The following is a 23782-nucleotide window of genomic DNA, read 5'->3' as shown; positions in this document are numbered from 1 at the left end:
GGTGCCACGTAGTCGTCCAGGCAATCAGGAAGCAGCGTGGCCTGCCGGCGGTCGTCCCCTTCAACGAAACGCTTCATGCTGCCCTCCGTCGATCAAGAGCAGCCTACCAGATCAACGCGTTTCCACACAGCCTGGACCCGGAACGGACGTTCGCCTCCCACAAGTTTCGGGCCTGCTTGCCGCTCCCAGCAGCTTGTCTAAAATGGTCACGTGTGCATAGACTTTCCGCTTCAGGTTCGAGGCAAATCCTTCCTCCCCACGTAGGGCCCGTCGAATGCACACAGAGTATCATGGGCCCTGATAAAATTCCTATAGAAGCGCCTTCCGATCGGGAAGCCCATCTGAAACGGGCAACGCGCAATTTCGTGACGTCCGAAGATGTCGCCCGGCTCGCGGGCGTCTCCCGCTCAGCCGTGTCGCGCACGTTCACGCCCGGCGCTAGCGTCTCAGCCGATGTAAGACATCGGGTTCAGGAGGCCGCGAAGACCCTGGGATATCGGGTGAACCGTCTCGCCCGGAGCCTGATCAGCGACCAATCCAACTTGGTCGGCGTCGTCGGTGCTAACCTCTCCTTGCCTTTCATGGCGCGGCAGCTCGACGAATTGAGCCGCGCGCTTCTCAGGCGTGGGATGCAATGCCTGCTCCTGAATGCGGCCGAGGCGGAGCAAGGGATCACACCGCTCATCGAGTCGATCCTGGAGTTCCGCGTGCGGGCCATCGTGGTGATGTCCGGATCGCCGCCATCGTCCATCATCGACGAGTGCGTAGCCAACGGCGTGCGGGTGATCCTGGTCAATCGCCAGGCCGACGATGCCGAAGCGGATACCATTATCAGCGACGACCTTGGCGGAGCCCGGATCGCGGCAGAGCGGCTCCTCCGGGCCGGATGTCGGTGCATCGGCGTCGTCGGCAGCGGGGCCCGCACGCCAACCCAGATCCGGCGACGCGTCGCCTTCGCGGACAGCATCAGGGACGCCGGGTTGGAGCCCATCGTCTGGGCCTCAGGCGAGACCACCTACGAAACCGGCATAGAGGCTGCCAAAGGTTTGCTCGCTTCCCATGACTTGGATGGCGTGTTTTGCGTCACCGATCTATTGGGGCTCGGCTTTCTCGATGGGGCACGGGAAGCAGGACGGCGCATTCCCGAGGACCTCTCGGTCGTGGGCTTCGACGACATCCCACAATCGGCTTGGGCCTCGTACCGTTTGACGACGGTCAGACAGTCGATGAACGATCTAACTGGATCTGTGCTGTCGGCCATCGAGCGGGAGATGCACGGGAAGGGGACGGCTCTCGCGCATGAAATCCTTCCGGTCGAGCTCGTTGAGCGGGCGACCGTCCGTCCCGCTACCTGATCCCACTGCTCGTCTCCTGATCCAGAATGCCTCTTGCAAGCATTGCACACGTGTGCAAATCTGATCTGGCCTTGTTTCTCCGATCTTTAGGCCGCCTGACAATGCCGCAACAGGTCGGAGGATAGGAGCACGAGCTGACTGCCGTCCGGCCAAGCCGGACGAGAGCACCTAAACGTCGGCCACAGATGGGAAACGCTTTTGAGCCGGCGCACGGCTCTGGGAAGGGCATGACGGAATGACGAGTTCGCCGGCGCCAGCATACATCTCATCAAACACATATTCCGCACGCGCCGTCCTGGGCCGCCTGCAGCACTTCTTCACCCAGCCCGAACGCCTCCTCGGCATCCTGCTCGCTGCGTTGCTCGGAGCGCTGGTCCTCGTGCCGCTGTTTGAGCTGATCCGTGAAACCCTTACCGTTCAGCCCTATGATCGCGCCTACCTGCCGAAGGCCCAGCCAGGCGAGTTCACGCTCTTCCACTATGACCGCGTCTTCGCCGGCCGTCTCTCCTGGGCGATCTTCTACAAGCCCTTCTTCAACTCGCTGGTCACCGCCTTCGCCGCCACTGCCATCTGCCTCGCCTTCGGTGCTGGCCTCGCCTGGCTGATCGTGCGCACGAACATTCCGTTTCGGAACTTCCTGCACACGCTGGTGATGATCCCTTACATGCTCCCATCCTGGGTTATGGCCCTTGCCTGGATCACGTTCTTCAAGAACGACCGCATCGGTGGAGCGTCAGGTGCGTTCGCGTACTTCTTTGGTGTGCAGCCGCCGGACTGGATCGCCTATGGCCCAATTCCCATCATCATCTGCCTGTCGCTGCACTACTACGTCTATTCCTATCTCTCGGTGTCGAGCTCGATCACGAGCGTCGACAGCCAGCTTGAGGAAGCAGGAGCGATGGCAGGTCTCTCGCGCCTCAAGCAGTTCCTGTGGATCACGGCGCCGCTCCTGCTGCCTGCCATCGGCTCCGCGGTGGTGATGACCTTCATCCGCGTGGTCGGATCGTTCGGCACGCCCGCCGTGCTCGGCATGCCGGTGCGCTATTTTGTGTTGCCGACCCAGATCTATGCCGCCATGGGTACGCGCAATGCGGGCGACGGCTTCCTGCTCGCTCTGGTGCTGGTGGTCCTCGCCTGTCTGTTCATCTTTATCAATCAGCGGCTCATCGGTGTCCGCAAGAGCTTCGTGACCCTCTCCGGCAAGGGCTTCCGCAGCAAGGAAATCGATCTCGGACGCTGGCGCTGGCCGCTCTTCATCCTCATCATGTTGCTTATGACGGCGGCCGTTGCCTTTCCGCTCGTCCTGCTGGTCCTGCAGTCGCTGATCAAGACGGCGGGCAATTACAGCTTGAGTAACCTGACTTTACATTATTGGATCGGTGGCGGAGGGGAGGGCGTCGATCAACTGCAGGCGGCGCTGGTAGACAACAGCAATATCATTGATGCCACCTGGAACAGCCTCAAGCTGGCGTTCCTCACGGCCATGACGACAGGCATCTTCGGCTTCCTCATCGGCTACGTGGTCGTCAGGACCAGAGGCTCGCTCACATCGCGTGCCCTGGAACTTGTGGCCTTCCTGCCGTACATCTTCCCGGCTCTGGCCTTCGGCGCGATCTATATCGGCATGTTCGCCCGTCCGTTTGGGCCGATCCCGGCGCTCTACGGAACCTTCGCACTGCTCGTTCTGATCTGCTCGGTCAAGACGCTGCCCTTCACCTCCCGCACTGGCATTGCGGCGCTCCTCCAGATTGACAAGTCGCTGGAGGAGGCGGCTCGCGTCCAGGGCATCGGCTGGTTTCGCCGCATGGTGCGGATCATCGTTCCCATCGTCGCCGGTGGACTCTTGTCGGGCATGCTCCTCAGCTTCATCAGCATCATGCGGGAACTGTCGTTGATCATCTTGCTCGTCACGCCGTCGACCAACGTGCTCGCGGGCGTCATCTACAACTACCAGAACCAGGATATGCCTCAGCTTGTCGGCGTTGCGACCGTGCTGCTCGTCGCTCTTGTGATTGTGGTCAACCTGGTCGTCCGCGCCTTGTCAACAAAGGCGAGGGTCGGAGCGGCTTAACCGCTTCATCCGGATCGACATAATGAAAAACGAAGGAGGAAGCCCACCATGAGACCGACATTCCGCAAAGCCAAAACATGGCTCGCAGCAGGAGCCCTGACCCTAGCCTTAGCGGCGCCGGCCCTGGCGCAGCAGTCCGACCCCAAGTGGGACGCCTGGCTGCAGAAAAGCCAGCTCGGCCCCTATCAGAAGAACGAGAACTGGGACGAGGTGGTCGCCAACGCGAAGAAGGAGGGCGAGGTCGTCGTCTATTCCTCCTCCGGCACGATGCTGAAGGTGGCCGAGGACTTCGCGAAGTTCTATCCCGAGATCAAGGTCAAGGCCTACGACCTCGGCTCCGAGAAGACCATCGAGAAGGTCGTCCGGGAGCACCAAGCCGGCGTTTATGCAGCCGACGTGGTGTATTCGGGCGGCACTGAACAGATGGTGTTCGACCTGCTTCCCAACCGCCGTATCGTCAATTACGTGCCATCCTATCTGGCGGACAGGATCCCCACCGCGCACCGCGAGCCGCTGCTCACCCATGTGATCGAAGCCTATGGTGTGCTCTACAACTCGGAGACCTATCCGCAGCCGCCGATCAAGAGTATCTGGCAGCTGACCGAGCCGCAATGGAAGGGGCGCTTCTCCATGAAGTCGCCGGCTGGCTCGCTCACCACGCTGATGATGCTGGCTGCCATCGTCGAGCATTCAGACGAGATGCAGAAGGCCTACGAGCAGCATTACGGCAAGAAGCTCGAACTCTCATCGGGAGTCGAGAACGCGGGTTACGAATTCCTTCACCGGCTGATCGGCAATGATATCGTCATTTCCGACAACAGCTCGAAGATCGCGACGGCGGTTGGCCTTCGCGGCCAGACCAAGCCTCCGATGGCCTTCTCGGTCATCCACTATCTAACCAAGAATCAGAGCGACAACTACGCGAATGCGATCCCCTACGACCTGCAGCCTGCGGCGCTCTTCTCCTATCCGACCTATGTGGCTTTGGCCGGACATGCGCCTCATCCCAACGCGGCGAAGCTCTTCGTGGCATTCCTGATGGGCAGCAAGGACCTGAATGCCACTTCGGAACTTAAACCTCCGTTCCGATCCGGGAAGTCGCTGGAACTCCTGCAGGGAATGGCTGCCTTCTATCAGATCGGAACGTTCTCGCCACGGACCGACATTCCGGCTCCGCCCTATAGCGAGATGTGGCCGAAGGCCAACAAGCTCACGGCATCACCTGAATTCGTGAAGGACAACATCGCGAAGATCAGCGACTTCTGGATGGCCGAGACAAGCCGATAACCTATCCTGAATGGCTTCCGCACGAGAGAGTGCCCATGTCTGAAATCACCCTCAGAAACATCACGAAGTCGTACGGAAGCCATCTGGCCCTCCCGAGCCTCGACCTCGACATCCCGAAGGGCAGCTTCGTGACCCTGCTCGGGCCGTCGGGCTGCGGTAAGACCACAACCTTGCGCGTCATCGCCGGCCTTGAGCAGGCGACGACAGGCGAGGTCGTGCTCGGCGGCAAGACGGTCTACTCCAGCCGCACCGGCGTCTTCGTACCGCCCGAGCGGCGCGGCCTCGGCTTTATCTTTCAGAGCTACGCGCTGTGGCCCAATATGAAGGTCGACAGGAATATCACTCTGGCGCTCTCGGAGGCGAAGCAGCCGGTGCATGTGCTCAAGGAGCGCCTTGCCGAGGCGCTCGCAAAGGTCCAGCTAACCGGGCTTGCAGACCGCTATCCGTCCGAACTGTCGGGAGGTCAGCAGCAACGGGTAGCCGTGGCGCGTTTGATCGCGGCACGCAACTCGATCCTGCTGATGGACGAACCTTTGTCCAATCTTGATGCGAAGCTCAGGACAGAGATGCGCACGGAGCTGAAGCGCTTGCACCGCGAACTGGAGGCGACCACGGTCTATGTCACCCATGACCAAGTTGAGGCACTGACCATGTCGGACATCATCGTGGTGATGAAGGATGGCATCATCCAGCAGCAGGGCTCGCCCTACGAGATCTATCACAACCCCGCTAATCTCTTCGTCGCCGAGTTCATCGGCGATCCCCGGATCAATCTCCTTGACGGGATTTTGAGAACGTCAGTAGGAGGGCGAGTCGTAAGCTTTGAGGGCACAGACATTCCCACCCCTGCAGGTCTGCATGGCGCGGACGGGCCGGTGACGTTGGCAATTCGTCCGGAGAACATCGCGATTGTTGATCGGCAGGGCCCGTTCAGCCTGCCCGCAGAGGTCGACATCGTCCAACCTACCGGATCGCAGACGATAATTTCGCTCTCAGTCATGGGGCACCGGATTACAGCGCTCATCCCGCGCTTTGAGACCTCTCTGCCGCGAAAGAACATCTGGATCGAGTTTCCCGCCGACCAACTCACCTTCTTCGATAAAGGCAGCGCAAGCCGGATCCCGCTGGCGCAAGTTGCCCCCGGAGCCTCACACGCAGCCTGAAGGCGGCCCTCGACCGGAGGTTGGCCAAGGCAGTACATACGACCGTGCGGGCCGCGCCATGTGTGAGTGTTCCGCCACAACAACCGTGAAGTTCAGGATACAAGTTTCGATGGCGACCCAGTTCAACTACCCACGTCCTCCTATGAGCCTCATTATCGAGGATCTTCCGCCATTCGGGGTAAAGCTCTTTGTGGGCGATGCCAATGCTGCGTCGGACAAAGCGTTGCTCAAGACCAACGACATTGCCATTGTAGTGAACTGTGCCGTTAATCTGGACATCGACTACACGGCCGGACTTGGGGCCTCGGAAATCGCTGCGCCGCATGGCCCGGTTCGGAACTACAAGCTCGGCCTCATCGATGATGCTGGCAATCCGGACACGATGCTTCTGGCCGGCTATTATCTGCTAGACGGCGCCCTACATCAGAAGCTGCCCGATCGCCACACGTATCCTCACCGCCGCCGTGGCAACGTACTGCTTCATTGCCGGGGCGGACGCAGCCGCTCCGTCATCTTGGCGGCCTTGTACATCCATATCCAGATGACCGACCGTTTCCCGACTCTCGAGGCGGCCATCGATCATTTGCGGGTCACCCGTGAGCTTCATCCCAATGAATGGGAAGAAACGCCAAAGCCAATGCTGATCAAGGCTGCACGCCATGCCGCCGCTTGGATCCAGCATATCGAGAGCGAGAAGCATCCGGCGCCTAAGCTCGTTTCCTCCAGCCAGTAAGCAGGATATCCCATCATGCCAGCCCTCAGCACCGCGCGGGTCGCGGATCGCACCTTATCGCCAGCAAAAAAATCTGACCTGAGACTGTCTGTTGCATGCGCTGTGGCGCGCGAGGCGGGTGCTCTGGCCCGCCGTCGGTTCAACGGACGCCCCGGTGCGACGGGCATCAACCTCAAGGGACATCAGGACTACCTCTCGGCTGTCGATGCCGAGGTCGAGGGTCTGGTGCGCAGCCGATTGCTGGAGAGCTTTCCGGACGATTCCTTTTTCGGTGAGGAGGGGGGCGGATCGTTCGACGACAATGTCTGGGTAGTGGATCCGATAGATGGCACCGCGAACTTTGTACGCGGGATCTCACAGTTCTGCATCTCCATCGCCTATGTCCGTGACGGACAAATCCAGATCGGGATCATTTATGATCCAATGCAGGATGAACTGTTCGCAGCGGAGCGCGGAAGGGGTGCGACCCTGAATGGCGAGCCGCTCCGGGTCAGCGGGCTGGGCGACATGCAGTCCGCGACCATTGAGGCCGGCTGGTCGACCCGGCTTCCGCTCAGCCAGTATGTCGATCTCGTCGGCCGGATCCTGGCAGAAGGGGCCGGCGTCCGCCGCGGCGGGTCGGGCGCCCTGGCTCTGGCCTATGTGGCGGCAGGTCGGATCGATGGCTATTGCGAGTTGCACATGAACTCCTGGGATGCCTTGGCCGGAATGCTGCTGATCGTGGAGGCGGGCGGCTGGGTGAACGACTTTCTCGCCCATTCGGGACTGCGGAACGGCAACATCGTTCTCGGCTGCACGCCCGGTCTGAAGGGATCTCTCGTCCGATTGATGGGTATCGCCTGACTCTACGTGGACAAATAGAGTGATGCAGCGCCTCCTGCTCCTAGATTGTCGCGGCGGGGCCTTGCGCGCTCCTCGGAAAGTTTGAAGGCACTTCCGCATGTTGTTCTCGACCGATGATGCCGGAATTGTGGATCAATTCCTCCGCGAAGCCGCGAGGGTTGAGATCATGCCCCGCTTCCGAAACCTGTCGTCCCACGAGGTTCGGCAGAAGTCGTCGGCCATGGATCTTGTGACGGACGCCGACGAGGCCGCAGAGCGAATGATCGCCAAGGGGCTAGGTCAGATCTTTCCGCACGCTGTCCTGATCGGTGAGGAGGCCACGGAACATGACCCGTCGCTGTTGACCCGACTCGCGGACGCGGAATTGGCTTTCCTGATCGATCCGGTGGATGGCACCAAGAATTTCGCCTCGGGCCTACCGTTGTTCGGGGTGATGGTGGCGGCCATAGTGCGAGGAGAGGTCGTTGCCGGGTGGATCCATGACCCGATTGGCAACGACACCGCGATGGCCCTGCGGGGGGAGGGGGCCTGGATTGAGCACCCCGATGGCAGACGCGATGACCTCCGGGTTGCGTCGTCGGTTGCCATCGGGGACATGTCGGGATGCGCATCCTGGCACCATATGCGGGGGCCCATGCGGTCCACCGTTACGGCGAATCTAGCGGGCTTCGGGGCCGTTGCATGTTATCGCTGCGCGGCACACGAGTACCGGATGGCTGCTGCTGGGCATTGCCACTTCCTCGTCCACTCCAAGCTGATGCCTTGGGATCATGCGGCAGGCTGGCTGCTCCATCGGGAAGCCGGCGGCTACTCTGCATGCTTCGATGGATCGCCTTATCAACCTAAGCTCCACGAAGGGGGCATTATTTGCGCCCCTGATGCGGAAAGCTGGAGGACAATACGCGAGAGGTTGATTGGCCCTACCTAACTTTTCCACCCGTTGTGCCAGAGGATTGCCGGGAACCCTATGGTCTGCAATTGGCATTCCTGAGACGTAAGCGCTTGGTTCGCTTCCGCGCCCAATGGCTGACGTTCGTTGAGTGGCCGGAAGGCGAATGGTTGACCCAATTCAGACCTTCCCTCGTGCGCGAAATGGCTGCCGACCTCGCGGGGCGGGCGGATGCCTGGTGGTCCACCCTCACCCGAGTTCAAGGAACGCCATGAGTTCCTCCGCAGCGGCCCGGCCGGCCCGGTTGGCCCCGATGGTGGAGGCGGAGGGGCCGTAGCCCACCAGATGCACCCTCGGGTCCTTCGCGAACTGCGTCGCCAACCGTCGGTCATGACGATGCCTCCTCCGGGCTCGCGCAGCATGAGTGGTGCCAGGTGATCGAGGGAGCTGCGGAAGCCGGTGCACCAGAGGATCACGTCGGCGCGGAGCGCGGTCCCATCTGACCAGCGAACCCCGTCCTCCGTGATTTCGCTGAACATGGGGCGCCGGGTCAGCACCCCACGTGCCCGCATGGCCGCAATGGCGGGGGTGACGGGGATCCCGGTCACCGAGACAACGGACGCGGGCGGCAAGCCGCGGCGCACCCGGTCCTCCACAATCGCCACGGCGGCACGCCCGACCTTCTCGTCGAAAGGACCATCCCGGAACTCGGGCTCCCTTCGGGTCACCCAGGTGGTCGTGGTGACGCGCGAGACCTCATCGAGCAACTGGATTGCCGAGATGCCAGCTCCCACGACAATGACATGCCGGCCCGAGAATTCCTGGGCGGTGCGGTAATCCTTCGTGTGCAGTTGCCTGCCCTTGAAACGCTCGGCTCCGGGCACATCGGGAATGTAGGGATTCTCCCAAGTTCCCGTGGCATTGATGAGCCCGCGTGCGGAAACCTGGATCCGGTCGGTCTCGACCCTGAAGTGATCGTGCCTGTCGCAGACGACCCTCACCGTCACCGGGCGATAGACCGGCAGTTCGAACCGCTTCTCGTAGGCCGCGAAATACTCCGGGACGGCGACGCTCGCCCGCACCTCCGGGCTGTCCGTGCCGATCACCTCGGAAAAGGGCATCCCCGGCAGGTCATGAATGCGGTTGACCGTGCTCAGGGTCAGCGAGGGCCAGCGGTTCTGCCAGGCGCCCCCCGGTCCTGGAGACTGGTCGAGCACCACGAAACCCCTGTGCGGCGTCAATCCCAGCCTCTTGAGATGGTAGGCCGCCGAGAGCCCAGCCTGACCGGCACCGATGACAACGATCTGGACCTTGAGCGCGATGCCCGAGGCGACGGCATTCGGTGGCGAAGATGGTGTTGAGGGGCTGTCCATCGGCACGCAAGCTCGGCTCCTGGTTGCTCCTGCAAGCCTGATCACCGCCCACGTAGGACAACCTTGCCGTTGCGACCGGGTTCAGTGCTGGCGCGCACGGCGTCGGCGATCCGATCAAGCGGGAAGGCGGCGTCGACCGGGAGCGTAAGCTTGCCACTGGCAGCCTCGGCGACGACTTCCTCGAGCAGACGGCCGATCACGTCGGGTGCGAGGCGCGGCTTGGCACCCCAGAAACCCCGAATGGTGATCTGTTGGAAGATCGCAACAGACGGCTCGATGCGGATTGGCTGGCCGCTCAGGGCGCCGAAGATGACGATCTCGCCGCCGTCAGCCATCAGGCGAGCAAGTTGCGCGGGGCCGTCCCCGCCCACGGAGTCAAGCCCGGCGCGGATCGATCCATCACCGACAAGATCGCGGGCGCGCGCTTCCCAGCCGGGCTGCTCGGTTGACACGACGTTGGTGATGCCGGCGGCGGCAAGTTCGGCGACCGCCGCGTCGCGCCGAACAAGGCTCAGCACGTTGACGCCCTTTTCCGCGCCAAAGCGCGACAGAAGGCGTCCGACCGCGCCATTGGCACTGTTCTGCACGAGCCAGTCGCCGCGCTGAAGGCCAAGGTTGGCCAGCACCATCTTGGCGCTGAGGGGCATAGCGATAAGCTGGCAAGCGCTCTCGTCGTCAATAGCATCGGGCACGGGGTGTGCGTGCCTCGCATCGACCAAGTAATGGTCGGCCCAGGTCTGCTGGCCACCGCCGATCACGCGCTGCCCAACTTGGAGGTTCTCGACCCCGGCGCCGAGTTCCTCCACCACGCCGAGCGCCTCCGTGCCCCCGATCGCCGGCAGCGGCGGCTTGATGCCATACGTGCCAGCCACGGTCATGAGGTCGTGATTGTGGATGGGGGACAGGATCATCCGGACCAGCGCCTGCCCCGGGCCGGGCGCAGGTTGCTCACGCTCAACAAGGGTCAACACCTCGGCCGGATCGCCGAACCGTTCGAATACAATGCTGTGCATGAGCAATCCCTTTGTCGAATAGTTCTTCAATTAGGTTGGGTGGTCCTGAGGGCAAGATTTGGCACGAGGCTGAAGAAACGCTTCGGTCTGCTTATGAGGCGGCGAGCAGACCTTCATTCCATCTGCTGTTCGTTACACTTCGACCCGTTGCGGACATTTCGCCCTACATTGAAACATTGCTTCACAAGCCTCGTATTTGAGCTTCCGCCGCTTTTCTAAGCAGATTCTGTCAGGCTTCCGAACTCTCCGGTCATTGCCCGCGCAAGCCGTTATCTCTCGACCGATTATGGCATGCTTCTTGCATAGTGGTCCCTCGCTGCACCTGAACCAGGGCAGGCAAGGGAGAAGGACCTATGTCAATATTCGACATGACGCGGAGAAACTTGATGGCGCTGGCAGCAGCGGCACTGGTTTCGAGCGCAACGGCGCAGGCCGCACAAGCAGAGGAAACGATCAAGGTAGGGGTTCTCCACTCATTGTCGGGTACGATGGCCATCAGCGAGACGACCCTGAAGGACGTCATGCTGATGCTCGTGGAGGAGCAGAACAAGAAAGGCGGTCTGCTCGGCAAGAAGCTTGAGGCGGTTGTCGTCGATCCGGCCTCCAACTGGCCGCTGTTCGCCGAGAAGGCCCGTGAATTGGTCAGTCAGCACAAGGTGTCCGCTGTTTTCGGTGCCTGGACGTCGGTTTCGCGCAAGTCGGTGCTACCAGTCTTCAAGGAACTCAACAGCATCCTGTTCTACCCGGTCCAATACGAGGGTGAGGAGAGCGAGCGGAACGTGTTCTACACGGGCGCTGCCCCGAACCAGCAGGCGATTCCGGCTGTCGACTACCTCGCCAAGGAAGAGAAGGTCGAGCGCTGGGTTCTGGCCGGAACGGACTACGTCTATCCCCGCACCACCAACAAGATCCTGGAGGCCTATCTGAAGTCCAATGGCGTGAAGGCCGAGGACATCATGATCAGCTACACGCCGTTCGGGCATTCCGACTGGCAGACGATCGTTGCCGACATCAAGAAGTTCGGCTCGTCGGGCAAGAAGACGGCAGTCGTCTCCACGATCAACGGCGATGCCAACGTGCCATTCTACAAGGAGCTCGCCAACCAAGGCGTTAAGGCGACCGACATTCCGGTTGTCGCCTTCTCGGTCGGCGAAGAGGAACTTGCAGGCATCGACACAAAGCCTCTCGTCGGACATCTCGCCGCCTGGAATTACTTCCAGTCGGTCGACACGCCCGAGAACAAGGCCTTCATCGAGAAGTGGAGGGCTTACACCAAAAATCCGAAGCGCGTTTCCAACGATCCGATGGAAGCCCATGTGATCGGCTTCAACATGTGGGTGAAGGCCGTCGAGAAAGCCGGCACGACAGATCCGGACAAGGTGATCGATGCCATCGTCGGCATCAAAGTGCCGAACCTCACCGGCGGCGTCTCGGAGATGCTTCCGAACCACCACATCACCAAGCCGGTGCTGATCGGCGAGATCAAGGAGGATGGCCAGTTCGATACCGTCTGGCAAACGGATGATCTGGTGGCGGGCGATGCTTGGTCGAAGCACCTGGATGGTTCGAAGGATCTGGTCGCCGACTGGCAGACCCTCAAGTGCGGCAACTACAACACCGTGACGAAGAAGTGCGGTTCCTAAGCATTCGAAGATGAGGGCGGCAGCCGCCGCCCTCACGCTCCCTCCGTACGAAGTTCATTTCATGATTGTTTTGCGCAACTTCCTGCAGGCCTTCGTTCTGCTGCTCGGCATGGCCTCTGCTGCCTTGGCGGGACCTTATGAAGAAGCTCTGCTTAAGTTCACCAATGACAGCTATGCGGATACGGACGCCGCAATCGCTGCCGTTGCCGTCAGTGGCAATCCCTTGGCCGTGGATGTCGTCGAAGCCCTGCGTGACGGGCGGCTCCTCGTCGGGTTGGAACACGTCTTCGTTCGCCGAACCTCCGGAGACCTCATCAATGCGGCCACAGGTCAGACATGGGGCAATCCGACTGGTGAGCTGAAGTCGGTCCGGGTCAATAACCGGGTGCGTCGCGCTATCGAGGCTGCGCTCGGCAGCCTGACATTGCTCAGTCCCGATGCCGCGAGGCGCCTGGAAGCCGCACGCGCCGTGTTCCGCTCCCGGGATGAGGCGGCCTTGCCCGCGCTCGAGAAAGCCATTGCGCAGGAGGGCCATGTCCCTGTCAGGAATGCTTTGGAGACTGCCCGTGCCGCCATCCTCCTGAGCAAGCAGGATGCCCTGCACACGCAGAAGCTCGCCGCCGTCGAAACCCTGAGGGATCGGGGTGATCAGGAAGCTCTCGCTCTCCTCTCCAACCTGCCGTCCCACGCACCGCTTGAAGTTATGTCGGCCGCAGGAAAAGCTGCCGAGGGTATTCGGGCCCGCCTTGCGTTCTGGCAGGCGTTCCAGAACGTCTGGTACGGCATCTCCCTCGGATCCGTCCTGCTGCTGGCTGCCATCGGCCTTGCCATCACGTTCGGCACCATGGGCGTCATCAACATGGCTCATGGCGAGATGGTGATGCTCGGCGCCTACACCACATTCATGGTGCAGGAAGTCATCCGCTCCTATTTTCCTGGTCTGTTCGGAGCCTCGCTCCTCATCGCGCTGCCACTTGCCTTCCTGGTTGCGGGTTCAGTCGGCGTTCTCATTGAGAGGGCGGTCATCCGGTTCCTTTATGGGCGCCCTCTGGAAACCCTGCTCGCCACGTGGGGAATATCGCTGATCCTGCAGCAGGGCGTGCGCACGATCTTCGGTCCCACCAACCGCGAGGTCGGAACACCCGCCTGGATGAGCGGCGCGCTGGACATCGGGGCGATGAGCCTGACCTATAATCGCATCGCCATCGTGCTCTTTGCCTTCTCCGTCTTTGCGATCCTGCTCCTCGTGCTGCGCTACACCTCGCTCGGACTCTACGTGCGGGCCGTCACGCAGAACCGGCGCATGGCGGGCTCCATGGGCATCAGGACCAGCCGCATCGACGCGCTGGCATTCGGGCTTGGATCGGGCGTGGCTGGCATTGCCGGCGTCGCGCTCTCCCAGATCGACAATGTCAGTCCCAATCTCGGGCAGAGCTACATCATCGATAGCTTCATGGTGGTCGTGTTCGGCGGCGTCGGAAACCTGTGGGGCACGCTGGTGGGCGCGATGACGCTCGGCATTGCGAACAAGATGCTTGAACCTCATGCGGGAGCGGTCCTCGGCAAGATTGCCCTGCTCATCGCCATCATCGTCTTTATTCAAAGGCGTCCGCGCGGGCTGTTCGCGCTGAAAGGCAGAGCGGTCGAAGCATGAGAACTCAATCCCTTTTCGACCGGCAGACGACTGTCGTTCTGTCGCTATTGGCCGCCGCTGCCATTCTGGTGCCGGCCATGAACGGACTGGCCCTCCCCGGATCGGCGCTGCACCTCTCGGACCACCTGGTGCCTTTGCTCGGCAAGTATGTCTGCTTTGCTCTGCTGGCGCTCTCCGTCGATCTAATCTGGGGCTTCTGCGGCATTCTCAGCCTCGGTCACGGGGCGTTCTTCGCGCTCGGCGGCTATGCCATGGGCATGTACCTCATGCGCCAGATTGGTGCGCGTGGCGTCTACAGCGACCCAGTTCTGCCCGACTTCATGGTGTTCCTGAACTGGAAGGAACTGCCCTGGTTCTGGTACGGCTTCGATTGGCTCCCCTTCGCGGCGTTGATGGTGCTGCTGGTGCCGGGGACGCTCGCCTTCGTTTTTGGTTGGTTCGCCTTTCGCTCCCGCGTCACGGGCGTCTACTTCTCCATCATCACCCAGGCCATGACCTTCGCGCTGATGCTGGCCTTCTTCCGCAATGACATGGGACTGGGCGGCAACAACGGTTTGACCGACTTCAAGGAGATCCTCGGTTTCCCGGTGCAAGCCGGTTCTACGCGAATAGCCCTGTTCGTGCTGTCGGTCCTGGCGCTTGCGGGCGGTTATCTTCTATGTCGGTGGGTCGTTGGATCCACGTTCGGCAAGGTGCTCGTGGCTGTGCGCGATGCAGAGAGCCGCACGCGCTTCCTTGGCTACCGCGTCGAGCACTATAAGCTCGCCGTGTTCACCCTGTCCGCCATGCTGGCGGGCGTCGCGGGTGCGCTATACGTGCCCCAGGTCGGTATTATCAACCCGAGTGAGTTCGCTCCCGCCAACTCCATTGAGGTGGTGATCTGGGTGGCGGTCGGCGGACGCGGGACTCTTGCTGGCGCCATTCTTGGGGCGCTGCTGGTCAATGCGGGAAAGACTTGGTTCACAGCGGCACTGCCGGAGTTCTGGCTGTTCGCCTTGGGTGGCCTCTTCGTCTTCGTCACACTGTTCATGCCTCGCGGGATCCTTGGGGCCGCTAACGATCTGTGGGAGCGTTCCAGCCAAAAGCTGCGGGCGCGCCGCTCGCCCCAGCCTGTTACCCAGGCGGCGGAGTGAGCCATGACCGCACCGATTACGCCGACCCTGCTTTATCTCGATAACGTCACTGTCTCATTTGATGGCTTCCGTGCCCTGAACGCTCTGTCGCTCGCCATCGACCATGCGGAGATGCGGGCCATCATCGGCCCAAATGGGGCTGGCAAGACGACCATGATGGACGTGATCACCGGAAAGACGCAGCCCAACGAGGGCACGGCCCTGTTCGAAGGCTCCCACGACCTAACCGCTCTCGACGAGACGGCCATTGCCGAGCTCGGCATCGGCCGCAAGTTCCAAACCCCAACCGTATTCGAGATGCATACGGTCGAGGACAACCTGCTTCTCGCTTTGAAGAACAAGCGCGGGCCTCTCGCGACCTTGCTCTCGCGTCGGCCTGCTCGGGAGCAGGAGAGGATCGATGCCCTTTTGGAGCGGGTGCGCCTCACAGTCCAGCGCCATCGCAGAGCGGGCGAGCTGTCCCACGGACAAAAGCAATGGCTCGAGATCGGCATGCTGCTGGCGCAGGAGCCCAAGCTCCTGCTGATCGACGAGCCTGCCGCTGGCATGACGGACCAGGAAACTGCCGACACTGCCGACCTTCTCCGTGACATCGCCAGGAGCAAGGCCGTGATCGTGGTCGAACACGATATGACTTTCGTGCGCGATCTCGGCGTCAAGGTCACGTGCCTGCATGAGGGGTCCGTGCTCGCCGAGGGATCGCTCGATGCGGTGAGCGCAAACGAACGTGTGGTGGAAGTCTATTTGGGCCGATGACAATGCTCGCAGTCGAAAACCTGTCTCTCCATTACGGCGCGGCCCAGGCCCTGCGCGACGTTTCCGTCACTGCCACCGTAGGGGAGGTTACATGTGTGCTCGGGCGCAACGGCGTGGGCAAGACGTCGCTGCTCCGCGCCATCGCAGGCCATAGACCCATCTCCGGCGGCAGCATTCTTTTCGAGGGACAAAACATCGCGGGTCTGAAGCCTTTCCAACGCGCAGCGCGTGGGGTCGCCTATGTGCCTCAAGGGCGGGAGATCTTTCCGCTCCTGACGGTGAAGGAGAACCTCGAAACGGGCTTTGCCCCGTTAAAGCGCGGCGCGCGGCAGATTCCCGAGGAGGTGTTCGAGCTCTTCCCCGTGCTCAAGTCTATGCTGGGGCGGCGGGGCGGCGACCTGTCGGGTGGGCAGCAGCAGCAGCTCGCCATCGGGCGGGCGTTGGTGATGCGTCCGCGCCTCCTCGTGCTCGACGAGCCGACCGAAGGCATCCAGCCCTCGATAATCAAGGACATCGGTCGCGCCATCTCTTACCTTCGTGGTCGCAAGGACATGGCGATCCTGCTTGTCGAGCAGTATTTCGACTTTGCGCGTGATTTGGCGGACCGCTTCGTGGTCATGGAGCGCGGCGAGATCGTTCAGCATGGCGACCGTGCAGCGCTGGAGGGGAACGATGTTCGTCAGCGCCTTGCCATTTAACGGCGTTCCCGCGCAGCGCCAGCGGGCCGTCGGCTGGGTTTCATTCGCTGCAGTCGCTCTAGACGGGCGGACAAGGCCGATGCGCATCGAGGAAAGCGGTTCCATGCGTATCCGTCTGCCGAGGGGAGCGGGGGCGGGATTGGGCGCCGTGCTCGTCAACACTGCAGGCGGCATTGCCTGTGGCGATCGCTTCACCGTGGAAGTCGAGGCACAGGCGGATACGTACGTGACGGTTGCGACGCCTGCAGCGGAGAAGGTCTACCGCTCGGACGGGCCTGTTTCCAATCTGTTGGTGAAGCTCACTGCAGGGGCAGGGGCTCGTCTCGATTGGCTCCCACAGGAGACGATCCTGTTCGACAACGCGAGGCTTGACCGGCAGCTTGAGGCGAATGTTGCCGAGGACGGGCGTCTGACCCTGCTGGAGGCTGTCGTCTTCGGGCGCGAGGCGAGGGCGGAGCGGATTGTCGATGGCCTCTTCATCGATCGTTGGCGCATCCGACGAGGATCGCGGCTCATTTATGCCGATACGCTGCGACTTAATGGAGCCATTGCCGACCTGCTGCAGAAGCCGGTCGTTGGCAACGGTGCCCGCGCCTTCGCAACCATGATCCACGTGGCGCCGGATGCCGAGGCCCGCCTGGAGTCGGTGCGCGAACAACTGCCCTCCGGGCAGGGCTGCGATGCGGCGGCAAGTGCATGGAACGGAATTCTCGCCGTGCGCTTCTGCGCGTTCTCCATTGAGGCGCTGAGAGCCGCCATCTGCCCGTTTCTCCTCACCTTTCGTGGCGAGCCCCTGCCTCGTGTCTGGCTCAGCTAGGACTCTGCAATGCAACTTACACCTCGTGAAAAAGACAAGCTCCTGATCGCCATGGCCGCCATGGTGGCCCGCCGCCGCTTGGAGCGCGGCGTCAAGCTCAACTACCCGGAGGCGATTGCTCTAGTCACCGACACGGTGGTGGAGGGAGCGCGGGATGGATGCTCCGTCGCCGAGCTGATGGAGGCTGGCGCGCATGTTGTCACTGCCGATCAGGTGATGAAGGGTGTGGCCGAGATGATCCATGATATCCAAGTTGAGGCCACCTTCCCCGATGGCACCAAGCTCGTGACCGTGCATCACCCGATCCGGGGCGCGGCCTCTACAGATGTGCCCGGTGAGGTCATGGCTCAGGATGGCGAGATTGTCTTCAATGAGGGCGCGGAGCGAACTGTGCTGACGGTGGCAAACACTGGCGACCGTCCCATCCAGGTCGGGAGCCACTACCACTTTTTCGAAACCAATCCGGCCCTTTCGTTCGAGCGCGAGAAGGCGCGTGGCATGCGTCTCGATATCACGCCCGGCACAGCGGTGCGGTTCGAGCCCGGCTCCACGCGGGAGGTCACGCTGGTGACGCTCTCCGGCAAGCGCGAGGTCTATGGTTTTCGCCAAAGCGTGATGGGGGCGCTCTGATGACGAATGGAAGTAAGCCAGCCTCGCTGCCGCGCGCAGCCTATGCCGACATGTTCGGCCCCACCAAAGGGGACCGGATCAGGCTCGCAGATACCTCCCTCGTGATCAAGGTCGAGAAGGACTTCACGACCTATGGTGAGGAGGTGAAGTTCGGTGGCGGTAAGGTCATCCGTGACGGAATGGGGCAGGGGCAGGCGACCCGGGCTCAGGGTGCGGTTGACACCGTCATCACCAATGCGGTCGTTCTCGATCACTGGGGTATCGTGAAAGGCGATATCGGCATCAAGGGTGGAAGGATTACCGGGATCGGCAAAGCGGGCAATCCGGACGTGCAGCCTAGTGTCGACATCATCATCGGCCCAGGCACGGAGATTATCGCCGGCGAGGGCAAGATCGTCACGGCGGGCGGCTTCGACTCCCATATCCACTTCATCTGCCCGCAGCAGATCGAGGAGGCGCTGATGTCGGGGATCACCACGATGCTCGGCGGCGGCACGGGGCCGGCCACGGGCACCTTCGCCACCACCTGTACTCCGGGGCCATGGCATATTGCCCGCATGATCGAGGCAGCGGACGCCTTTCCCATGAACCTCGCCTTCACCGGCAAGGGCAACGCCTCACAGCCCGGTGCGCTTGAAGAAATGATCCAGGCAGGTGCCTGCGCCCTCAAGCTTCACGAAGACTGGGGCACCACGCCCGCGGCCATCGATTGCTGCCTGTCGGTGGCCGACGACTACGACGTGCAGGTGATGATCCACACGGACACGCTCAATGAGTCCGGATTCGTCGAGGATACGATTGCGGCCTTCAAGGGACGAACGATCCACGCCTTCCATACGGAAGGGGCGGGCGGCGGTCACGCTCCAGACATCATCAAGGTGGCGGGGCTTCCCAACGTGCTGCCATCTTCTACCAATCCGACGCGCCCATATACGGTCAACACCATCGACGAGCATCTCGACATGCTCATGGTGTGCCACCATCTCGATCCGTCCATCCCCGAGGATCTGGCATTCGCCGAGAGCCGCATCCGCAAGGAGACTATCGCTGCCGAGGACATCCTTCACGACATCGGCGCGCTCTCGATGATGTCCTCAGACAGCCAGGCCATGGGCCGCGTCGGCGAAGTCATCATCCGCACGTGGCAGACGGCGCACAAGATGAAGGTACAGCGCGGCCTGCTGCCTAGCGAGACCGGCGACAATGACAACCTTCGCGTTCGGCGCTACGTCGCGAAGTACACGATCAACCCCGCTATCGCTCACGGCGTATCTCGGCATGTCGGCTCGGTTGAGCCAGGAAAGCTCGCCGATCTCGTGGTCTGGACGCCGGCCTTCTTCGGCGTGAAGCCCGATCTGATCATCAAGGGCGGGGCCATCGCGGCGGCGCTCATGGGCGACCCGAACGCCTCCATCCCGACCCCGCAGCCGGTGCATTACCGTCCAATGTTCGGAGCCTATGGGCGGGCGCTGGCGGCAACCTCGCTCACCTTCGTGTCCAAGGCCGCTGTCGAAAATGGGCTTGCAGGCAGGCTCGGAGTCCAGAAGCCGCTGGTCGCCGTCGAGAATGTTCGCGGCGGCATCGGCAAGAAGGACATGGTGTTGAACGGCGCCACGCCGGTCATCGAGGTAGACCCGGAGACCTATGACGTTCGCGCTGACGGCGAGTTGCTTGTCTGCGAACCGGCTGAAGTTCTTCCCATGGCACAACGATATTTCCTGTTCTGATCATGATCCGCGCCGCATCCATCATCCGCCGCGACGCCGTCGATTCTGACCGTATTGTCGACATCATTACCCTTGACCACGGAGACCGACACAGACGTCGCATCCTGCTGAACGCCGATGGCGGTACGGCATTCCTGCTCGACCTCGACAGGGCCGACGTGCTGGAGGACGGAGATGCCATTCGCCTCGACAGTGGCTGGCTGGTGGAGGTGAAGGCAGCGGCAGAAAGGCTCATCGAGGTCTCGACCGAAGATCCTCTCGATCTTCTCACCCTTGCTTGGCACATCGGCAACCGGCATGTGCCCGCAGAAATCAGCAAGAAAGCGATCTACATCGCCTACGATCATGTGCTGCTCGACATGCTGCACGGTCTTGGAGCCAGGACGGAGATCGTCGACCGTCCGTTCTGTCCGGTGCGGGGCGCTTACCATCAGCACGAGCACGGCGGGCATTCCGGCCATCACCACGGACACTGCCATGGATGATGCGCTCCTGTTGCAGGCCGTGGAAAAAGGCCAGGGCATCCTGCCGCTGTTCGCCTGGCTGTCCCCATCCTACCCGGTCGGCTGCTACGCATATTCCCACACGCTGGAATGGGCGGTCGAAGCAGGGGATGTGGCGGACGAGAAGGCGCTCGTTGCGTGGTTGAGGGATCAGATGACGCTCGGCTTTTGCCGCAATGACGCAATCCTGCTGAGCCACGCCTACCGGGCCGTGGAGGCAGGCCACGAAGCCGCGCTCGTGAGTGTCAACGAACTCGCCCTGGCGCTTTCCCCCTCCGCCGAGTTGTACCTCGAGACGAGCCAGCAGGGGCGCAGCTTCCTCGACGCAACCCTGGCCGCTTGGCCCGCTCCGGGTCTGCTCGATTTAGATGGCGAGGTGGCATTCCCCATCGCCATTGGCATGGCGGCTGCGGCGCATGGTGTTCCTCTCCCAATCACCTTGAACGTCTACCTCTTCGCGCTGGTGCAAACGCTCGTCTCGGCAGCGATCCGGCTCGCGCCGATTGGGCAGACAGCCGGCATCCGGGTCTGCAGCGCCATGGCTGTAACTGTGAGAGACGTCTCGCAGGAGGCCATTGACCTATCGCTCGAGGATATCGGCGGCGCGACCTTTCGAGCCGATCTCGGCTCCTTCCATCATGAAAACCAGTATACGAGGCTTTTCCGCTCATGAAATCCCAGACAGGACCTCTTCGTGTTGGCATCGGCGGGCCCGTCGGCTCAGGTAAGACCGCCCTGATGGAGGCGCTCTGCAAGACGTTCCGCGAGCGCTATGACATCTGTGCCATCACTAACGACATCTACACCAAGGAGGATGCCCGTCTCCTGACGGTGGCGGGTGCCCTTCCGGTGGAACGCATCATGGGCGTGGAGACGGGTGGTTGCCCGCACACGGCGATCCGTGAGGATGCCTCGATCAATCTCGCGGCCATCGCGACCATGCGCAAACGCTTCCCTGAACTCGACATCGTGCTGGTGGAGTCCGGCGGCGACAATCTGTCGGCGACCTTCTCGCCCGAGCTCGCGGATCTGACGATCTACGTCATCGACGTTGCGGGCGGCGAAAAGATCCCCCGCAAGGGCGGCCCAGGCATCACTCGCTCGGACCTTCTGGTGATCAATAAGATTGACCTTGCACCTTATGTCGGCGCTGATCTCGCTATTATGGAGGAGGACACGAAGCGCATGCGTGGCCAGCGCCCCTATGTCTTCAGCAACATCCGTGGCGGCGTCGGCGTCGACGCCATCGCGCAATTCATTGAACGAGCCGGCGGCCTCGCCGCGGCCGCCTGACAGGAGCATCCCATGAGATTGAAGCATTCCTTTCTTGTCGCTTCCATGATGGTAACAGCCATGCCGGCCCTTGCCCATACGGGGGGCCGTGCCGCTTCAGGTCTACTCGACGGTTTCGCGCATCCCTTTGGGGGTCTTGACCACATACTCGCCATGGTAGCCATCGGTCTCTTCGCGGCCGTGCTCGGTGGGCGGGCACTCTGGGCCGTTCCGGCGAGCTTTACCTCCATGATGCTCGTTGGCGGCATTATGGGTTTCATGGGCATTGAAATTCCTGCCGTCGAGGCCGGCATTGCCCTTTCGGTGATCATCTTCGGCGCAGTTCTGGCTGCCGGAATCCGCTGCGTCATCTCCGTAGCCATGATGCTGGCCGGAATGTTCGCTATCTTCCACGGCCACGCCCATGGAGCCGAGATGCCTATGGAAGCCGCAGCAGGCCTTTATTGTCTCGGCTTTGCCTTGGCGACCATCCTTCTGCATGGGGTGGGTCTCGCAGTAGGCACTGTCCTCGGTCACCGCCAGATGATCCACCGCTGGGCAGGTGCGGGCATCAGCATTGCAGGCGTCGTTCTGTTGCTGAGTTGAGGTTGGCGACTAGGAGCAGCGGGCACTTCAAACCCGTCACTATCAATCAGCGCAAGTTATGTGAGAACGCCCGACGCAGAACTGCACTACTGCGTCGGAAGGTCTGCTGCTGGCACGTTCCGGAAGTAGAGGGAACTTCGGCATAGCTGCCGTGAGCGGACCTTCCAAAAGGCTGGAGCCCACCAGAGAGGTGAGTAGGGTAGAGTTGAGCAATCAAATCTGTCGATGGGATTAACCGCTCCACATATTGTACTAATGGTCGGGCTGCGCGAGGGTCTTATACCAAGCGGCGTGAAGGCTGACTCATTCAGGGTTTTCAGCCGGGCGCAGGTCTGATTCCATGCTGGTGACCAGGAGGTTCGCCATGCGCCAAGGGATCGAGCTTCGCACAGACTATGACGCGACCCGGCTGCGGGCTTTGGCCAGAGCAACCCGCAACGCTGGGCAAAGCCGGCGCTTGCTGGCGCTGGCCGAGATCTACGACGGCGGCACGCGAACCAAGGCGGCGCGGGTCGGCGGGGTCGGGCTGCAGACGGTGCGGGATTGGGTGGTGCGCTTCAACGCGCACGGGCCTGACGGCCTGATCGACGGCAAGGCGCCGGGGAATGTCTGCAAGCTGAGCCCCCACCATCGCGAGGCCCTGCTGGCCCTGGTGGAGAGTGACCCCATTCCGGCTGTCCATGGGGTCGTGCGCTGGCGGCTGAAGGATCTGGTGCAGTGGCTCTGGGACGAGTTCCGGATCGAGGTGAGCGAGACGACGCTGGGCCGCGAGCTGCGGGCGCTCGGCTACCGCAAGCTCTCGGCCCGCCCGCGCCATCATGCCAAGAGCGACGCCGCGGGGGCGATTTTTAAAAAGAGTTTCCCGCGCGTGTGGCGGAAATCTCGTCCAACGAGGCCGCTGGCAAGCCCCTAGAGATCTGGTTTGCCGACGAGGCACGCATCGGGCAGAAGAACAAGATCACCCGGCGCTGGGCCCGGCGCGGCACCCGTCCCTCGGCGCCCCGGGATCTGAGGACGGCCTCGACCTACATCTTCGGGGCGATCTGCCCGGCCCAGGGCAAAGCTGCCGGCCTGGTGCTGCCGCGTTGCACAACCGAGACGATGACGCTGCATCTGGCCGAGATCTCGCAAGCGGTGGCGCCCGGAGCGCACGCGCTGCTGCTGTTGGACCAAGCGGGCTGGCATGTCTCGCGCAAACTGAAGGTGCCGACCAACATCACCCTGGTGCCGCTGCCGGCCAAAGCGCCTGAGTTGAACCCGGTCGAGAACATCTGGCAGTACCTGAGGGAGAACTGGCTCTCCAACCGAATCTTCACGTCCTACCCGGACATCCTCGATCATTGCTGTGCGGCTTGGAACAAACTCGTAGACCAACCTTGGACCATCATGTCCATCGGCTTGCGCGACTGGGCCCATGCATGAGCATCAGCGCCGATTGGTATTAGATGGGTCGAGACTCCCGTGATCTGGCTAGGGCGCAACTATTATTCTTGGTTCAGACAGTAAGCATATCCGCCTTTGACGTAGAAGCTCTGGAACTCACGTCCACACGCTGTGCCGAAAAGCCTGAGCAACTGCGGCTTTCCCTTAGTTCGCCGTTCAGATTTTTGCAGTAT

22 protein-coding genes are annotated in these 23782 nt (G+C 61.9%); 20 read left to right on the top strand and 2 right to left on the bottom strand.

Features of this window, described 5'->3' with window-relative positions; all coding sequences use genetic code 11:
• Window positions 1-365 precede the first annotated feature (365 nt).
• From JKL45_RS23165 to JKL45_RS23135, 7 genes are all read left to right on the top strand, one after another.
• The gene (locus tag JKL45_RS23165) at window positions 366-1355 is read left to right on the top strand and encodes a LacI family DNA-binding transcriptional regulator (RefSeq protein ID WP_312897024.1); all 990 of its coding nucleotides are present in this window, start codon (window positions 366-368) and stop codon (window positions 1353-1355) included.
• 235 nt (window positions 1356-1590) lie between these two features.
• The gene (locus JKL45_RS23160) at window positions 1591-3426 is read left to right on the top strand and encodes an ABC transporter permease (protein WP_201864139.1); all 1836 of its coding nucleotides are present in this window, start codon (window positions 1591-1593) and stop codon (window positions 3424-3426) included.
• 48 nt (window positions 3427-3474) lie between these two features.
• The gene (locus tag JKL45_RS23155) at window positions 3475-4713 is read left to right on the top strand and encodes an ABC transporter substrate-binding protein (protein WP_201864137.1); all 1239 of its coding nucleotides are present in this window, start codon (window positions 3475-3477) and stop codon (window positions 4711-4713) included.
• 35 nt (window positions 4714-4748) lie between these two features.
• Window positions 4749-5876, top strand: coding sequence for an ABC transporter ATP-binding protein (locus JKL45_RS23150; protein ID WP_201864135.1), 1128 nt, complete (start codon window positions 4749-4751; stop codon window positions 5874-5876).
• A 109-nt stretch (window positions 5877-5985) separates the two neighbouring features.
• Window positions 5986-6609 carry a dual specificity protein phosphatase family protein gene (locus tag JKL45_RS23145; RefSeq protein ID WP_201864132.1) on the top strand — a complete coding sequence of 208 codons (624 nt, stop codon included), beginning with the start codon at window positions 5986-5988 and terminating at the stop codon, window positions 6607-6609.
• A 15-nt stretch (window positions 6610-6624) separates the two neighbouring features.
• Window positions 6625-7452: an inositol monophosphatase family protein gene (locus JKL45_RS23140; protein WP_201864131.1), complete on the top strand. Its 828-nt coding sequence runs from the start codon at window positions 6625-6627 to the stop codon at window positions 7450-7452.
• A gap of 97 nt (window positions 7453-7549) precedes the next feature.
• Window positions 7550-8380, top strand: coding sequence for an inositol monophosphatase family protein (locus tag JKL45_RS23135; RefSeq protein ID WP_201864130.1), 831 nt, complete (start codon window positions 7550-7552; stop codon window positions 8378-8380).
• Here the strand turns inward: JKL45_RS23135 and JKL45_RS23130 are convergent.
• Both JKL45_RS23130 and JKL45_RS23125 read right to left on the bottom strand, forming a co-directional pair.
• On the bottom strand, window positions 8377-9714 hold the full coding sequence (locus tag JKL45_RS23130; protein ID WP_246498855.1) for an NAD(P)-binding domain-containing protein: 1338 nt from the start codon (window positions 9712-9714) through the stop codon (window positions 8377-8379). The genes JKL45_RS23135 and JKL45_RS23130 overlap by 4 nt on opposite strands.
• A 41-nt stretch (window positions 9715-9755) precedes the next feature.
• On the bottom strand, window positions 9756-10727 hold the full coding sequence (locus JKL45_RS23125) for a zinc-binding dehydrogenase (RefSeq protein WP_201864129.1): 972 nt from the start codon (window positions 10725-10727) through the stop codon (window positions 9756-9758).
• A 386-nt stretch (window positions 10728-11113) separates the two neighbouring features.
• On the opposite strand from JKL45_RS23125, the gene urtA reads away from it, so the two are divergent.
• From urtA to JKL45_RS23060, 13 genes are all read left to right on the top strand, one after another.
• Entirely contained in the window at window positions 11114-12370 is a 1257-nt protein-coding gene (gene urtA, locus JKL45_RS23120; protein ID WP_246498851.1) for an urea ABC transporter substrate-binding protein, read from the top strand.
• Window positions 12371-12431: 61 nt separating this feature from the next.
• Window positions 12432-14024, top strand: coding sequence for an urea ABC transporter permease subunit UrtB (gene urtB, locus JKL45_RS23115; RefSeq protein WP_201864128.1), 1593 nt, complete (start codon window positions 12432-12434; stop codon window positions 14022-14024).
• Window positions 14021-15157: an urea ABC transporter permease subunit UrtC gene (gene urtC, locus JKL45_RS23110; RefSeq protein ID WP_201864127.1), complete on the top strand. Its 1137-nt coding sequence runs from the start codon at window positions 14021-14023 to the stop codon at window positions 15155-15157. Before urtB ends, urtC begins: the two co-directional genes overlap by 4 nt.
• Window positions 15158-15160: 3 nt before the next feature.
• Window positions 15161-15913 (top strand): urea ABC transporter ATP-binding protein UrtD, encoded by a 753-nt coding sequence (gene urtD / locus JKL45_RS23105; RefSeq protein WP_201864126.1) that lies wholly within the window; start codon window positions 15161-15163, stop codon window positions 15911-15913.
• A gap of 2 nt (window positions 15914-15915) precedes the next feature.
• A complete protein-coding gene (urtE, locus tag JKL45_RS23100) occupies window positions 15916-16611 on the top strand; it encodes an urea ABC transporter ATP-binding subunit UrtE (protein WP_201864144.1) in 696 nt (231 codons plus the stop codon).
• Window positions 16586-17428, top strand: coding sequence for an urease accessory protein UreD (locus JKL45_RS23095; protein ID WP_201864124.1), 843 nt, complete (start codon window positions 16586-16588; stop codon window positions 17426-17428). Before urtE ends, JKL45_RS23095 begins: the two co-directional genes overlap by 26 nt.
• Window positions 17429-17437: 9 nt before the next feature.
• Window positions 17438-18058, top strand: coding sequence for an urease subunit gamma (locus JKL45_RS23090; protein ID WP_201864122.1), 621 nt, complete (start codon window positions 17438-17440; stop codon window positions 18056-18058).
• Window positions 18058-19785 carry an urease subunit alpha gene (gene ureC / locus JKL45_RS23085; protein ID WP_201864120.1) on the top strand — a complete coding sequence of 576 codons (1728 nt, stop codon included), beginning with the start codon at window positions 18058-18060 and terminating at the stop codon, window positions 19783-19785. The genes JKL45_RS23090 and ureC overlap by 1 nt, the downstream gene beginning before the upstream one ends.
• Before the next feature lie 2 nt (window positions 19786-19787).
• Window positions 19788-20270 carry an urease accessory protein UreE gene (locus JKL45_RS23080; protein WP_201864118.1) on the top strand — a complete coding sequence of 161 codons (483 nt, stop codon included), beginning with the start codon at window positions 19788-19790 and terminating at the stop codon, window positions 20268-20270.
• Window positions 20263-20961, top strand: a complete 699-nt coding sequence (locus tag JKL45_RS23075) for an urease accessory protein UreF (protein ID WP_201864116.1) — start codon at window positions 20263-20265, stop codon at window positions 20959-20961. The genes JKL45_RS23080 and JKL45_RS23075 overlap by 8 nt, the downstream gene beginning before the upstream one ends.
• Window positions 20958-21581: an urease accessory protein UreG gene (ureG, locus tag JKL45_RS23070; protein WP_201864114.1), complete on the top strand. Its 624-nt coding sequence runs from the start codon at window positions 20958-20960 to the stop codon at window positions 21579-21581. Before JKL45_RS23075 ends, ureG begins: the two co-directional genes overlap by 4 nt.
• Window positions 21582-21593: 12 nt before the next feature.
• Window positions 21594-22166, top strand: a complete 573-nt coding sequence (locus JKL45_RS23065) for a HupE/UreJ family protein (protein ID WP_201864112.1) — start codon at window positions 21594-21596, stop codon at window positions 22164-22166.
• A 364-nt stretch (window positions 22167-22530) separates the two neighbouring features.
• Window positions 22531-23588, top strand: a protein-coding gene (locus JKL45_RS23060; RefSeq protein WP_201864109.1) for an IS630 family transposase whose coding sequence is annotated in 2 segments (ribosomal slippage) — window positions 22531-23064 and window positions 23067-23588 — 1056 coding nt in all. Because the reading frame shifts where the segments join, the coding sequence is not laid out codon by codon here.
• Window positions 23589-23782 lie beyond the last annotated feature (194 nt).

The organism is Microvirga soli, from assembly GCF_016734765.1.
Classification (GTDB): domain Bacteria; phylum Pseudomonadota; class Alphaproteobacteria; order Rhizobiales; family Beijerinckiaceae; genus Microvirga; species Microvirga soli.
This window is presented reverse-complemented; position numbering and strand designations above follow the sequence as displayed.

Bases quoted from the DNA above. Each gene is read 5' to 3' on its own strand.
- JKL45_RS23160 (WP_201864139.1), top strand. From the start codon at position 1,591: ATGACGAGTTCGCCGGCGCCAGCATACATCTCATCAAACACATATTCC.
- JKL45_RS23155 (WP_201864137.1), top strand. From the start codon at position 3,475: ATGAGACCGACATTCCGCAAAGCCAAAACATGGCTCGCAGCAGGAGCC.
- JKL45_RS23150 (WP_201864135.1), top strand. From the start codon at position 4,749: ATGTCTGAAATCACCCTCAGAAACATCACGAAGTCGTACGGAAGCCAT.
- JKL45_RS23145 (WP_201864132.1), top strand. From the start codon at position 5,986: ATGGCGACCCAGTTCAACTACCCACGTCCTCCTATGAGCCTCATTATC.
- JKL45_RS23140 (WP_201864131.1), top strand. From the start codon at position 6,625: ATGCCAGCCCTCAGCACCGCGCGGGTCGCGGATCGCACCTTATCGCCA.
- JKL45_RS23135 (WP_201864130.1), top strand. From the start codon at position 7,550: ATGTTGTTCTCGACCGATGATGCCGGAATTGTGGATCAATTCCTCCGC.
- JKL45_RS23130 (WP_246498855.1), bottom strand. From the start codon at position 9,714: ATGGACAGCCCCTCAACACCATCTTCGCCACCGAATGCCGTCGCCTCG.
- JKL45_RS23125 (WP_201864129.1), bottom strand. From the start codon at position 10,727: ATGCACAGCATTGTATTCGAACGGTTCGGCGATCCGGCCGAGGTGTTG.
- urtA (WP_246498851.1), top strand. From the start codon at position 11,114: ATGGCGCTGGCAGCAGCGGCACTGGTTTCGAGCGCAACGGCGCAGGCC.
- urtB (WP_201864128.1), top strand. From the start codon at position 12,432: ATGATTGTTTTGCGCAACTTCCTGCAGGCCTTCGTTCTGCTGCTCGGC.
- urtC (WP_201864127.1), top strand. From the start codon at position 14,021: ATGAGAACTCAATCCCTTTTCGACCGGCAGACGACTGTCGTTCTGTCG.
- urtD (WP_201864126.1), top strand. From the start codon at position 15,161: ATGACCGCACCGATTACGCCGACCCTGCTTTATCTCGATAACGTCACT.
- urtE (WP_201864144.1), top strand. From the start codon at position 15,916: ATGCTCGCAGTCGAAAACCTGTCTCTCCATTACGGCGCGGCCCAGGCC.
- JKL45_RS23095 (WP_201864124.1), top strand. From the start codon at position 16,586: ATGTTCGTCAGCGCCTTGCCATTTAACGGCGTTCCCGCGCAGCGCCAG.
- JKL45_RS23090 (WP_201864122.1), top strand. From the start codon at position 17,438: ATGCAACTTACACCTCGTGAAAAAGACAAGCTCCTGATCGCCATGGCC.
- ureC (WP_201864120.1), top strand. From the start codon at position 18,058: ATGACGAATGGAAGTAAGCCAGCCTCGCTGCCGCGCGCAGCCTATGCC.
- JKL45_RS23080 (WP_201864118.1), top strand. From the start codon at position 19,788: ATGATCCGCGCCGCATCCATCATCCGCCGCGACGCCGTCGATTCTGAC.
- JKL45_RS23075 (WP_201864116.1), top strand. From the start codon at position 20,263: ATGGATGATGCGCTCCTGTTGCAGGCCGTGGAAAAAGGCCAGGGCATC.
- ureG (WP_201864114.1), top strand. From the start codon at position 20,958: ATGAAATCCCAGACAGGACCTCTTCGTGTTGGCATCGGCGGGCCCGTC.
- JKL45_RS23065 (WP_201864112.1), top strand. From the start codon at position 21,594: ATGAGATTGAAGCATTCCTTTCTTGTCGCTTCCATGATGGTAACAGCC.